The organism is Halobacillus sp. ABD4_316, assembly GCF_056161385.1.
This window is the reverse complement of record NZ_JBSWZA010000002.1, coordinates 259,731-273,129: the sequence shown is the minus strand read 5'-3', so window position 1 is coordinate 273,129 and position 13,399 is coordinate 259,731. Positions and strand designations below refer to the sequence as shown.

At 45.1% G+C, this 13,399-nt stretch carries 13 protein-coding genes; 4 read left to right on the top strand and 9 right to left on the bottom strand.

Translation table 11 applies throughout. The features are described 5' to 3' along the window. The first annotated feature begins 32 nt into the window (after positions 1–32). The gene (locus ACXAJH_RS08460; protein WP_474990377.1) at positions 33–263 is read left to right on the top strand and encodes a sulfurtransferase TusA family protein; all 231 of its coding nucleotides are present in this window, start codon (positions 33–35) and stop codon (positions 261–263) included. 71 nt (positions 264–334) lie between these two features. Continuing rightward, positions 335–1,111 carry a sulfite exporter TauE/SafE family protein gene (locus ACXAJH_RS08455; RefSeq protein ID WP_474969954.1) on the top strand — a complete coding sequence of 259 codons (777 nt, stop codon included), beginning with the start codon at positions 335–337 and terminating at the stop codon, positions 1,109–1,111. 423 nt (positions 1,112–1,534) lie between these two features. Here the strand turns inward: ACXAJH_RS08455 and ACXAJH_RS08450 are convergent, their stop codons facing one another. After that, positions 1,535–3,445, bottom strand: a complete 1,911-nt coding sequence (locus tag ACXAJH_RS08450) for an LTA synthase family protein (protein WP_474993614.1) — start codon at positions 3,443–3,445, stop codon at positions 1,535–1,537. 254 nt (positions 3,446–3,699) lie between these two features. Here ACXAJH_RS08450 and ACXAJH_RS08445 point away from each other — a divergent pair, with 254 nt between their 5' ends. Together ACXAJH_RS08445 and ACXAJH_RS08440 are read left to right on the top strand one after the other, a co-directional pair. Further along, entirely contained in the window at positions 3,700–4,305 is a 606-nt protein-coding gene (locus ACXAJH_RS08445) for a biotin transporter BioY (RefSeq protein ID WP_474970755.1), read from the top strand. A gap of 41 nt (positions 4,306–4,346) precedes the next feature. Beyond that, the gene (locus ACXAJH_RS08440) at positions 4,347–4,604 is read left to right on the top strand and encodes a DNA alkylation repair protein (RefSeq protein WP_474993612.1); all 258 of its coding nucleotides are present in this window, start codon (positions 4,347–4,349) and stop codon (positions 4,602–4,604) included. A 6-nt stretch (positions 4,605–4,610) separates the two neighbouring features. Here the strand turns inward: ACXAJH_RS08440 and ACXAJH_RS08435 are convergent, their stop codons facing one another. The 8 genes from ACXAJH_RS08435 to ACXAJH_RS08400 form a co-directional block, all read right to left on the bottom strand. Next, on the bottom strand, positions 4,611–5,990 hold the full coding sequence (locus ACXAJH_RS08435; RefSeq protein WP_474993611.1) for a hypothetical protein: 1,380 nt from the start codon (positions 5,988–5,990) through the stop codon (positions 4,611–4,613). Continuing rightward, complete coding sequence (locus tag ACXAJH_RS08430; protein ID WP_474969959.1) at positions 5,987–6,676, bottom strand: ABC transporter ATP-binding protein; 690 nt, start codon at positions 6,674–6,676, stop codon at positions 5,987–5,989. Before ACXAJH_RS08430 ends, ACXAJH_RS08435 begins: the two co-directional genes overlap by 4 nt. Positions 6,677–6,768: 92 nt before the next feature. After that, positions 6,769–7,368 carry a hypothetical protein gene (locus ACXAJH_RS08425; RefSeq protein ID WP_474969960.1) on the bottom strand — a complete coding sequence of 200 codons (600 nt, stop codon included), beginning with the start codon at positions 7,366–7,368 and terminating at the stop codon, positions 6,769–6,771. Positions 7,369–7,379: 11 nt separating this feature from the next. Continuing rightward, positions 7,380–8,570, bottom strand: a complete 1,191-nt coding sequence (locus tag ACXAJH_RS08420; RefSeq protein WP_474969961.1) for an Alp7A family actin-like protein — start codon at positions 8,568–8,570, stop codon at positions 7,380–7,382. Between the two features lie 372 nt (positions 8,571–8,942). Next, the gene (locus ACXAJH_RS08415; protein ID WP_474970753.1) at positions 8,943–9,908 is read right to left on the bottom strand and encodes a S8 family peptidase; all 966 of its coding nucleotides are present in this window, start codon (positions 9,906–9,908) and stop codon (positions 8,943–8,945) included. A 474-nt stretch (positions 9,909–10,382) separates the two neighbouring features. After that, positions 10,383–11,786, bottom strand: coding sequence for a murein hydrolase activator EnvC family protein (locus ACXAJH_RS08410; RefSeq protein WP_474969964.1), 1,404 nt, complete (start codon positions 11,784–11,786; stop codon positions 10,383–10,385). Between the two features lie 49 nt (positions 11,787–11,835). Next, positions 11,836–12,729: a permease-like cell division protein FtsX gene (gene ftsX, locus ACXAJH_RS08405; RefSeq protein WP_474969965.1), complete on the bottom strand. Its 894-nt coding sequence runs from the start codon at positions 12,727–12,729 to the stop codon at positions 11,836–11,838. Between the two features lie 381 nt (positions 12,730–13,110). Beyond that, entirely contained in the window at positions 13,111–13,398 is a 288-nt protein-coding gene (locus ACXAJH_RS08400; RefSeq protein ID WP_474970752.1) for a hypothetical protein, read from the bottom strand. Between the last annotated feature and the right edge of the window lies 1 nt (position 13,399).

Genomic DNA, 13,399 nt, shown 5'->3' with positions numbered 1-13,399 from the left:
CATGCATCAATCAAAATTGAGGAGGAAACAATATGAACGCAGCGAAAGTACTTGACGCAAAAGGTCTGGCATGCCCAATGCCGATTGTAAAAACAAAAAAAGCGATGAAAGACGTTGAAGCCGGTGAAATTCTTGAAATTCACGCCACGGATAAAGGTGCGAAAAGCGATTTGACAGCATGGGCAAAGTCCGGCGGTCATGAACTGCTGAAACATGAAGAAGAAGACGGCTTATTCAAATTCTGGATTCAAAAAGGCGAGTAAGCACACAGATTCACGTATAAAAAATGCAGAGGGAACCGGTAGAGGTTCCCTTTTTTAAGGAGGTCATCTTCATGGAATTTGGATTTATTCTTACGATTTTCCTTATCGGTTTTGTCGGTTCCTATGTATCAGGCATGCTCGGAATTGGCGGGTCGATTATAAAATACCCGATGCTGCTTTATATTCCACCCCTTGTCGGTTTTACAGCCTTCACCTCTCATGAAGTTTCCGGGATCAGTGCGGTCCAGGTTTTCTTTGCCACCATCGGCGGTGTGTGGGCCTATCGGAAAGGCGGTTACTTAAATAAGCCGCTGATTATTTATATGGGAATCAGCATTCTGATCGGGAGCTTTATCGGAGGGTACGGGTCGCGTTTCATGCCGGAAGCAGGTATCAACCTTGTTTACGGTATCCTCGCCCTGATTGCTACCGTTATGATGTTCATTCCGAAAAATGGACTGGATGACCAAGAGATGGATGAAGTGACATTCAACCGTCCGCTGGCCGCCGGGCTTGCCCTGATTGTCGGGATTGGAGCCGGGATCGTCGGTGCAGCCGGTGCTTTCCTGCTTGTACCCATTATGCTTGTCGTATTAAAGATCCCAACAAGAATGACGATTGCTTCTTCTCTGGCGATTACGTTCATTTCTTCCATCGGCGCAACGATTGGAAAAATTACGACCGGACAGGTGGAATACGCGCCTGCTGCTATTATGATTGTGGCCAGTCTGATTGCGGCCCCTCTCGGAGCATCCGCTGGTAAGAAAGTGAATACAAAGATTCTCCAGACAGTCCTTGCTGTACTGATCCTGGCATCGACGGTTAAGATCTGGATGGACATCTTTTAAAAAGCTCTGTTATTGCTTGGTGTTGTTATTTAACATGTGAGCTCCTATCACCCCTTTCTGTCATGGGATTTGTAGGAGGCGGCCTTGGAGTTCGAGGAGGCTCATCGCTCCCCGCGGAAAGCGGACGGTTTTCCCTGCCATCCCATGCTCTGAGTAAATAGCAGACCGGACCCCTAATTCCAGACGGAAACGATTTAGTACTCGTTTAAAATATCAACAACAGACTTTAACAGAGCTTTTAAAAAAGGACCTACCCAGGTCCTTTTTTCGTTGTTGTCTTTACCCGCCCCTCTACCCCCGGAGGATTTCCGGGATGGAGGGCCGTCGCTTCTGGTCCGTTACCGTGAACCTTTCTATATTTGAAAACCTTCTTATGCACTCTGGACATAAAAACCCCTCTGCCTGACAACAGAGGGGTTTGGTTTATTCTTCGTTTGATTGGGGTTGTTCATCTTCTGTGACCAATTCCGTTTCGTCCAGATATCGGAGCAGGTCGCCGTATACGATGGAGTCGGACATCTCCAATTCTTCCTGTGCGGCCGTGAAGCCATCTTCACAGGCAGCTCCATCTTCGACTTCTTCTCCTGTTTCACGATCATAGCATGTGCCTTGAATACCAACGTATTCTTCGTTGGCAAAGTTTCCGTCTCGTGTGATCATCAATTGACGGCGGTCTTCATCCAGCAGATCATGACCGAATTGGACAGGGTTCTCATCTTCAATACCTAAAAGATTCATGAGGGTTGGACGCAGGTCAACTTGTCCACCAACCGTATGATTCTCCTCAGATTCGATGTCTTTTCCGTAGATAAGGAAAGGAACACGTTGAAGCTGGAACTGTTCATACTCATTTATTTCTTTTCCTAAATACTCACCCATCGCTTCCTGGTGATTCTCGGAAATGCCGAAGTGATCTCCATAAATGACGAGGATTGTATTGTCATACAGCTCTGAGTTCTTGAAGTCCTCGACGAATTTTTTCAACGCTTCATCCTGATAGCGGATGGTTTGGAAATAACGGTTCAATGTGCCGCTGCTCGTTTCTCCTTCTTCAATGAGTTTCAACTCTTCAGGAAGTGTGAACGGGTAGTGGTTGGTCAGCGTAATCATTTTAGAATAGAACGGCTGATCCATCTCCTGCATTTTGTTCAAGGAATCTTCAAAGAAGTATTCATCAAGGTACCCCCACCCGTGGGACTTTTCTGTCGTTACCTCATAATCTTCCTTGGAGAAGAATTCATCATACCCCAGCGAATCATACATTACGTTTCTGTTCCAGAATGTCTTATCGTTGGCGTGCATGGAATTTGTAAAGTAGCCATTTTCACCAAGTACGCTCGGCATCGCTTTATATTCGTTACCGGAGTGCGTAAAGAATACGGCGCCACGGTTCAGAGGATAAAGGGAGTTCGCCAGTAGAAATTCGGAATCAGACGTCCGTCCTTGTTTAACCTGGTGATAGAAGTTATCAAAGTAGATCCCCTCTTCTTTCAGGTCGTTGAAGTAAGGAGTCAGCTCCTCTCCGTGCAGCGTATTATCCACTACAAAGGTCTGTGTACTTTCCAATGAAATGGCAATCACGTTCTTGCCTTCAGCGGCACCTTCCAGTCTGTCGTTGTCTTCTTTCTTGTTTTCGTTCAAATAGTTAATGACCGGGACGAGCTCATTGCTGTCCGCCAGCGTTTTCTTCATTTCGGTCTTCCCTTGAAGAACAATATCATACACATGATAGTTCAATACACCAATGTATTTGACAAGCATGTTGCGGTCAAATGTTCGTTCAAGCAGGTCCGTACGTTCTGTCTCCGCCCATTGAAGGTTTACAATGAACAGGGGAATAGCAACGATGGCCAGAACGATTCCCTCCGGCCGCTTCGGTGTGAACGTCTGGAAGCGGGAAGGTTTGAGATAAAACAACAGAAAGCCTGCAGCAATCACATCAACGAACAACCATAAGTCAGCAGGACTCATAATCGTCGTAATACTTCCCCCGAGGTCAGCCAGGTTGGCTACTTGATTTAACATCGGAATAGTGATGAAATCATTGTATTCACGATAAAACAACACATTCACATAAAGCAGGATGGATCCTAGAATGTAGGCAGCAAACATCCCTCGCCGGCGTCCAAGCAGAATTCCAACTCCGAACAATAGGAATATACTGCTGAGCGGGTTGAAGGCCAGAATATTCGCCTCATTCGCATTCTCGACACCCAATGTGAAAATGTTTGTTTGAATATAATACATTTTCAACCAGAATAGACCGATCACAAATGCATAGACTAGTAGTTTCAGTCCTGTTTTTTTATTTATATATTTATTTCCTGTAAACATTGTAAAACCTCCGTTAATTTTACATTACCCTATTTTAACTCATCTTATTTCATTTTTGTACCATTATGGCGATAGTTTTAAAACTCTGACACATTTATCCTTGTTTTATTACAGGTTTGTCATGGAAAAATGAACCTCTTGGCCTATGACACTTAAAAGTTACTATCTATACATGAATTTTTCATCGTTTGTCATCTCTCTCCTCTTTTTATGTTAACCTATTATCAAATAAGTTTACAAAAGGAGGCTGCTTCATGTCAGACGAAAGCAGAAAGCTTCGATTTTTGTTGAATAGTGCGATTTTCGCCGCATTAACGGCCATTATGGCCCAAGTTGAAATCCCTCTTCCCGTTGTACCGATCAGCGGCCAGACACTTGCTGTCGGCTTAACCGCCACGATTCTCGGGAGCCGCCAGGGCGCAGCAGCTATGGTTGGATACATGGCTTTGGGTGCGGTAGGGATGCCTGTATTTGCAGGGTTCAGCGGAGGACCCCAGGTTCTTGCCGGACCGACGGGAGGATACATTTTCGGATTCATACTCAGTGCATTTATAACTGGATATATCCTCGAAAAAACGTCATTCAACTTAGGATGGGCGTTGGCGGCGAATACGGCCGGGATGGTCATCACTCTTCTATGTGGAACCCTGCAGTTAAAATTCGTTCTTGATATCAGCTGGACCGCAGCCTTTGCCACCGGTGCCTATCCTTTTATCGCGGTCGGATTGATCAAGGCGTTTCTTGCCTCCTGGCTGGGCATTACGGTCAGAAATAGACTCGTGGCCGGACAGTTCATTCAGCAATCCGTACCAAAGGAAGCCTCCTCGTTCTATTCCCCGGGAAATAAGGCCGGCTCATAAATGCCGGCCTTTCGGGAACCCTATTCCTGGAGGTGATCGATTTGAATCCTTATTTATGTCCAGGATGCAGAACAAACCGTTCTCGCTTTAACGTCATTGAACAGCAGGCAATGCCGGTCAAGATGGACCCGCAGACTGGAGAAAAAAATCCTTCTTACACTGCAGAAACCATGGATGCCTTTCATCTCGCTTATCAAGGACCAACCATTAAGGTCCAGTGCGGGGCCTGCGGTCTGATTGAAGATGAAGCCTCTTTCATAGCCTTTGCTGGACACCACCGTATAAATGGAACCCCCTGAATAGAATCAGAGGGTTCTTTTTCGTCGTATATTCAAACGGAACCCTCCCCGGGTGAGAAAGAAGACTATAAGAAGGAGAGCTGAAGATGGATACACCATAACGGCGGCTGTGAATACATATCCCGCCAATCGATACCACGAAGCTGGATAAAAGGATTCTTCATTCACTTTCCTCATCTCCTCCAACACGCTCCCTTTCAAGTCATACCCCGTCCAACAAGCAATGGCCAATGCCTGGATACACGAAGAAACCAAAGAGAAACCGAGCATCTCCTGAATAACCATCACCGCACATCCATAAATAACAAGCAGGGGGGTCATCCATTTCACATACGTAAGGGCGAGCAGTTCATCCTCAACTGGGATAAATCGAAATACCGTCGGCTGTTTAAAAAAATTGTGAAAGATACTGGTCGACACTTCAACAAAGATAAAAGCAGCCAGCGGCACCGTGAAAAATCTCATCCAGTCCTCCTGGAGTGGGACAACGATGATAATAAGGACGCCCGCTGTTAGAGCAGACAGCAGATAGTTGTAGGATTCTTTTCCATGGGACAGCCAGATCCGATCATACAACCGCTTAGGATAAAACCTACTGTTTCTCCTTCTCTGGACCGCAGCCGTAAACCGTCTGGGTGGTTTCACAGCGACATTCGTCACTTGATTGACCAGCCACAGGTTCCAAACCTTTGCGTCGTTCCGTTCCGCGATCCTGCCCCAGGAAGGTTCATAATAATAAAAGCAGGCACTGGAAGCTGCGGCAGCCCATACCAGTGTCCCGATAACCAGACCAAGGAAGGATCCTGCTGTATAGCCGGCCGTTATAACCATTCCCCCTGCAGCGGCAAGCACCAGTTTGATATACCACGGTGTGCTGTATAATCTCCATTGAATCCACACCTCAAACAGATGACTGACTCCATATACCATAAGAAATAAAAGTGTAAAGGCTGACGATAGTGGGGTGATAGAACCGGCTGCCAATAGCAAAACGGCTGCCAGAAGGAGGGTTTTCCCTGCCTTCTCCTTGTATAAATATAAAAGAATGTCCCGTCTGGAATGAGGAAGAAGGCTGAGGTGAAGTTCTGATGAAGTAAAAGGCAGCGAGGAATCCTTGAAAGCTGCCATACAAGCTCTCACCCACACAGCAAGGGGAAGAAAAGGGAGATACATCAAGGCACGTTTTTCCAATGTTTGAAAAAACGGGGTGAATTCTTTCAACCAATCAAGGCTGATAAAGAGCAATATAACGGCCATGACCCCGGCATAAAGAAATACCACAGGATCATACAACGTCTTAAACGATTTTCGGTACAAATGCATCTTTTTCTGCCGACGACTACGCTGCAGCAGCCGAAAAACCTGCCTGCTCTCCGGCCTGTTCATTTATGCCCCCTTCTTTCCAGCTTCTCAAAAGATTCGACAGGGCCGGAGGAAGACACAGAACCATGTTTCAACATAACGTATGTATCTGCCAGAGCTTTCACTTTGTCCAGCTGGTGAGTGGTCAGAATAATCGTCATGCCCTGTTCTTTTCTGCGAATCAACTCTTCTTCTAAATATTGACCAGCGTATACATCCAGACCCATAAAAGGTTCGTCAATAAACAAAACAGGAACATCCGGCAGGAGGGCACAAATCGTCTGAACCTTCTGCCTCATTCCTTTGGATAACGCTTCTGGATAGTCATCCTTTTTGTCCGTCATTTCAAAGGCGGCCAAATACCCTTCAACTCTGGCTGCAAAAATATCTTCATCGATGGAGTAGCTCCGCCTGTATAGATCAAAATGCTGCCGGGTCGTTAGTTCACTGAACAGCAGCGGCTCTTCCGGGATATAACTGAATAAACGCTTATAGTTCTTCAAATGGTCATCCATACTTTCCTGCTGAATCATAATCGTCCCTGTCAGCTTCCCTCTCATACCAATCATCGTTTTCATCAACGTCGATTTGCCTGCTCCATTATGACCGACCAGAGCAAGGATTTCTCCGCGTCCGGCCTGGAGACTTACGTGTTGTAAGATCGGATTTCCGGCGATTTCCACTGAACAATTCTCTACACGAAGTACCAAGTATATCCCTCCTCGTATAATGGTTTACGTAATTTTCCAGTAAAAAGTTTCAAAAAAATAAGCCCTCTCCTGTGTTAAGAGCGGGCTTACGATTATTGATTCATCCTTGAAAGAAAATCTCCGAGCAGGTCATCATCCTCTTCCTCGGCTTCCCCCGACGACTCCGCATCACGGAGGTCGTCCTGGAAATGGCCAAGGTCCAGTCCATCCAAATCATCGTCTCCGGTTGTATCCAACACCGGCTCCTTCAGCTCTTCTCCTTCTTCCTCTTCATCAGGAATAACAGGAACTTGAGGCTCATCGGATGCAGCGGTTTCTTCCTGAAGATACAGGGCGTCGTCTATATCATAGGCGCGGCTGTTCAGGGAAGCCAGTAGTGTTGTAGCACGGACGGGATCCATAATGAGTTGATGGAGGATACTGCCGATCAATGCTTCGGAATGTTCATGCTTCATCCAGTTTCTCTGCTCTTTCGACAAGGCTTTCGGAAGGGGGACTGTAATCGTTTCTTTATCCTTGGAAAGAGATTCATTCACTCCGTCCATAACGAACTGAGCAATACGGCTGGAAAAATTGCGCCGTTCTGTCTCTTTCAAGTGCGACAATTGTTTCAATAAATGATCCGGAGTGTCCGAGGGGACACGAAATGTAATGGACTGCCCCCGTTCGACACTTTTTCTAGATGAACTCATGAATGATCACCTTACTTGGAAGATCCGGTCTGTTGTTCCACTTTTTTATTCGCCGGTTCGGCTGGTTTTTTGTTCGTTTTACGGATAAAGTCGGAAATCAGCTTGTAATAAGCGTTTGCCATCATCCAGATGCTTTCTTCCTCATCCTCGAAGAATTCAATATTAAATCCGTCCAGTTTATTGTTCAACATCTTGATGTATTCCTTAAGAACGGCAGAGCCTCCACCAACAAAATAGCAGATTTCCGTCTGGGAATTTTTCTGCCACACGTTGCGCAGGTATCGGTATTGTTTCTTAGCCAGTTCAAGGAGAATACGATCGGTTATGTCATGGACACTTGTACGGCTCCCGCGAACCATAATGTGGTGACGGTCGTTCTTCCTCGTAATAATATCGACTACGTCCCGGCGGCTGTCGAGTTCCACTCCATGCTTCGTCAAAATTTCATCACGAATCATTTCCAGCGATTCAGAAACACCGAGGTTGAATCCCTGTGCCTTGTCATCATCCACATTACGGTTGCGGATGACCGCGATATCTGTGGATAATCCACCAATATCCTGAATAAGAATCTGCTTGTCCACAAGCTCCTTGTTGATAATGTTCAAATCATTATCCATAACAAGGTTGACATAGGCGGCGAAGCCTTCCGGATAAACTTTCACTTCGTCAAACTTAAGGTTGACTTTCATCCCCTGATATTTAGGGGTTACTAAAAATTCAATCTGGTGGACAGATCCGAGGAGCTGGGAACGGTATCCTACGTCCTTCCCTTCTTTGACTTCACGCAGGGGAAGACCCGTACCGAGCGTATAGTTGGCTTCTACTACATTATTTTTAGCTTGCTGAGATCCTTTTCCAGAAACCGCATCAAGGGCAAGGGACGCAAACAGCATAATCAGGGTCTGATCTTCTTCCGATTTATAGCTTCCTGGATCAAGCTCGGTGGAGTTTGTTGTTTTTGTCGCCAGATTACCTACGCGGTAAATCGCATTATTTTCCCTGAGGGCAGGGGAATGCACCCGAATATGTAGATTATCGAGTGGATTTTTATCATCCAGATCCTCAATCCCGATAACCGGGCGGTCCTCCAAATCTCTCGCTACTACGTTAGGAATATAAAGGGAAGATTCCAGTTTCCCGAAGTTTGCTTTCAAAGCATCATTACCAACATCAATGGCTGCAATTCTTGAATGTGTCATAAACAGTTCTCCTTTTATAAGTTATTTAAATAACCTCTCCTTAGTTAGAATCTATTAAACTATCAGAGAATAGTCAATCCTCCTTTTTTCGTGTTCATTTATGCACACAAGTAAACAATACTGTGTACTTGCACACATAATTGCACACTTCCTTTTATGACGGCATGTACACGCTTTTGTACGCATGCAATCATAAACGCAAACGAAACGTTTTCTTTTTGTACACTTGCAAACATTTTTGTATACATAAGATCATTTTTACGTTTTTTACATTTTTCTACACAAAATCACGGACTGAGTTTTCATCACTGTTTCTATTACATGGACTGAGATCCATAAAAAGAAGACGATGCTATCTGCATCGTCTTCTTTTTACTGCTTCATATAAGTACTGAACAAATCCTCCAACTTCTTCGTTAAAGCCAAAGTCATCAACCCATTGCCCTCTGCTGTTTTTGAATATCCAAGAGGAGTCGTACGTTTGATAAGCTGGGAGAATATTTCTGATTCTGTCATCGATCGATTGAATTGCTTCTCAACTAATGGAATAAGGAGAGCGAGTCCCCCGGAGACGTGAGGCGTGGCCATTGATGTACCAGAGAGCCTCGCGTATTTTCCTTCTAAATAGGTGGAAAGGACATCCACTCCGGGAGCCACAAGATCAAGCTGGGTGTTCGTATTCGTAAAATCAGCCAGTTCCCGCCGTTCATCTACGGCTCCTACTTGAATGACTTCATTATATGCTCCAGGGTAACCGTACTCCATCGTGTCTTCCCTGCCATCTCCCTCGTTACCAGCAGCACAAACGACGGATACATTATGGCTGACAGCGTTTTTAACAGCTTCTCTCAAGGCTTTTGTATCTTGAGGACCTCCAAGTGACATGGATATGACTCTCACCCGTTCCTGATTGGGTCCTCTCCAGTTAACGGCGTAATGAATGGCATCAATAATCCATTCATACTCCCCTCCCCCATCCTCTGATAAGACCTTTAAGATGAGAAGTTTTGACTTGGGTGCCGTTCCTATGACACCTTCCCCATTCTCTACGGCAGCAATGGTCCCTGCTACATGTGTCCCATGGCCATTGTTATCTGAGTAATTATCAGGATCCCCTCCATAATCATCCGTAAAGTTATGTCCACCCAGGATGTTTTCTTCAAGATCAGGATGATCAAGCTGACAACCTGTATCAATGATCGCTGTAACGCTTCCATTTCCTTGATCCGATTCTTCCCAGAGGCTTTCAGCTTCCACCATCTGTATACCTTTCGGCCGCTCGTTTGTTGTTTCTATAATCGCTTCTGTACGGTACGGAATCAATTTCATCCGACTCATGGACATCCTCCTCCATTATGGTAAAGGGTGTTGGTGTACAATCTTGGAGTCATTCTTCCTTTCATTATAACATCCAGATATACCCACCTCGGACAGGTTTTTGAAATAAGGACCTTAGAATCACAAATGATATAAAGAACATATGTATTTTATATTGAATCCAACGCGCAATGGAGTATAATGAAAGAAAGTTCTTTATAAAGAACAACTATTCAAGGAGTGACCTTGCCTTATGTACAGGAAAATATGTCATCATTGCCACAGGGCATCCTACAGCTGTCAGAACGAACATTGGGCCTGCCCCTTATGTGGCAGAGATTTAAGCCGTCAGGCACGCTTACCAGTTCCATTACATACATCAGGCCACCGAGGCATCAAGCAGTATAAGAAGCAGGCAGCAATGACAGGGTCATCACCGGTTTGAAAAGTATAAAAAAGAGCTGCACCGATTCATATCGATACAGCTCCTCTCACTTATGGGAGATACTTTCTAGGGTTTACAGAGTTTGAACGGCTTCCATTCCAGGAACCTTCGTGAATTTCGAAGTGAAGGTGCTGTCCTGTAGAATCACCGGTACTCCCCATATTACCTAGGAATTGGCCTTGAGAGACCGTTTGACCGGCAGATACAGCCGGTGTACTTCTCAAGTGTGCATAAACAGTTGTGAACGTCTGACCGTTCATATAGTGGGAAATCATAACCACGTTTCCGTAACTGGATGAATAGTTTGCCCGGATAACTGTACCTGATGCGGATGCATGAATCGGAATCGTGCCTCCGGCAGCTAAATCAATCCCTGAGTGAAGACGAGGCGTTCCGTAAATCGGGTGGATTCGGTTACGGTCATATTCAGATACGGCCGGTGCGTTAGCAGGCCAGATGAATCCTGAGCTGTTGCTGCTGGATGACGAACTGGACGTGCTTTCAGACTCACTTGAATCAGATGAGCTGGATTTATCCGAAGATGAAGAATTGGAAGAGGCACTGCTTACAGTCTCCTCTGCTTTTTCTTCCTCAGCCGCTTTTTCTGCAGCGGCTTCTTCAGCTGCGGCTTTTTCAGCTGCAGCCTTCTTTCTGGCTTCTTCTTCAGCTTTACGCTTCCGTTCAAGTTCGAGCTGGCGCTGACGCTCGATTTCCTTTTCAATAGCGGCTTCCTGTGCAGCAAGCGTTTCCTGTTCTTCTTCCACGCTGACCATGTGGTTATGAGCATCTGCTTCTTCCTGCTCAAGTGTGGACATCAAGGCTTCCTTTTCTTCTTTCTTACTTTCAAGCTCCTGCTTTAATGTTTCAAGCTCGGACAATTTACTTTCAAGGGAAGATAATTCCTCTTCCACCTGGGCTTTTTTTTCTTCCACAGCCTGCTTATCAGCAAGATGCTCTTCCAGAATTTCCTTATCCTGTGTAGCAATCGTATTCAGGCTCATGACACGCTCCAGGAAGTTTCCGAAGCTTTCAGCGCCCATGAGAACATCAAGGTAATCCACGCTTCCACCATTTTGATGCATGGATTTCACCCGTTCTTTAAGAAGTTCATCACGCTCTTCAATCCGCTTTTCAAGCTCCGCAATTTCTTCTTTCAGCTGATCGATGTTCTCTCTTGTCTGTGCGATTTCATTTTCCTTCGTCTGGATCTTATCCAGTGTATCCATCGTCTGCTCGTCCAGACGTGCAATCTCAGCATCTACTTCATCCTGATCTTCCTGAAGCTCAGCGATTGTATCTTCTTTTTCTTGAATTTCCTGCTCATTTTCAGACTGCTGTTGTCTATTCTCTTCCAGTTTCTCCTGATTTGTTTCAGCATTCACCGTTGTTGAAACAGGTAAACCGGATAGAATCAGACCGGCAGTAAGAGCGGCAGTTATGATTTTTGATTTCACTCTTCTTCCTCCCCCGATTCCTCACCTGTGTGTATGATTCATCTATTTTTTAAACCTTCAAATACTTACGGATGGACGTAAAGCTTCCCCAAAGTCCAATGGTGACCCCCATCAGGACAAGCAGGGCAGATACTTCAAAAACAAACGGATAAACCGGCAGTAAGTCTATAAATAAAGTAGGATATCTGGCCGTAATCTCATTGTAGAGAGCCTCATAACCAAAGATCACAAAGGCGATAGGTAAAATCGACCCGAGAATTCCGATTAGGATACCTTCGAATAAGAAAGGCCAGCGTATGAACCAATTGGTCGCTCCTACCATTTTCATAATCTCGATTTCACGTCCCCTGGCTACGATAGTGATCCTGATTGTATTCGCAATCAAAAACATCGCTGTAAACAAAAGTCCTGCGATAATCGCCAGTCCGACGTTTCTGGCTACATCCATAACGCTGAACAAACGTTCTACGGTCTCTTTGGCATACTCGACTTTGTCCACGTTTTCAAAGCTTTCAATCGATTCAGCTACCTGAATCGTATCCTGTGGATCTGCCGTTTTTACTACGTAAACGTCATTCAATGGATTTTCATCTTTGAGAGATTCAAAGGCTTCCCCTTCATCTCCCATGCTGTTGATCAGGTTATCCAGGCCTTCATCCTTCGACTGGAAATTCACACTGGATACACCCGATACGTCTTCCAATTGACCCTGCAGGTTCTCACGGCTTTCCTCATCTGCGGTACGGTCGATGAAAACACGGACTTCGACGTCTTCCTCGATTTGTTCTCCCATATCATTCAAGTTCAGGAGAAGTGTCGCGAAAACTCCTACAAGCAGAAGGGTTACGGTTACCGCTGAAATGGAGGCTACCGACATCCACTTGTTTCTCGTTATGTTTTTGACGCCTTCTTTTCCGTGCCGGCCGAACGTTTTAAATTTCATAATTCCTGTCACCCCGGCACTTCTGATTTATAACGGTTTGAAAGTCCCTCATCCTGCCTGCGTCTTCGGTTATACGGTGATGTGTTTCAAACAATTTCTATCACTTCCTACCAATCTTTCATATTTGTTGATCTATGTTGTAAAAAATTATGTAGTCTCAGTCGTCTCGTTCAATTACCCTACTAATTATATCAAATATATTCGCTAAATAAAGACAAATTATTATTACATTTGTGTTTCATAAGTTTACAGAACCCTGTAATATCAGGGTTTCTTTTCGACATCATCCGTCATATTCACGAGTCTTTACAGGTAAATATAATCAGGTCCATAGACCCTGAATAAGCATAAAAAAATAAGCTGTCCTTGTAGAAAGACAGCTTATTTTTTCAGGTGATGATTCTTTAATTTTTCAATTTCCCTCTTGAGCCGGAGGTTTTCCAGTACAACGGAATCGTACGACTTCCTCGTCCGGGCGTCCGGATCCAGGTTTACTTCGTACCATGATTTTCGGAGCACGGCATCCACCGGGCTCGTCTGTTTAATCTCAGCCGAAGGGTAGAGTTTCTTGAGACGTGTCACCTCTTTTTCAGACAAGCGGAGTTCCCTGAAGAAGATACCTTCTTGAAATGACTCGAACAAGAATCGCTCAAACGCTTTTTTTGCCAAT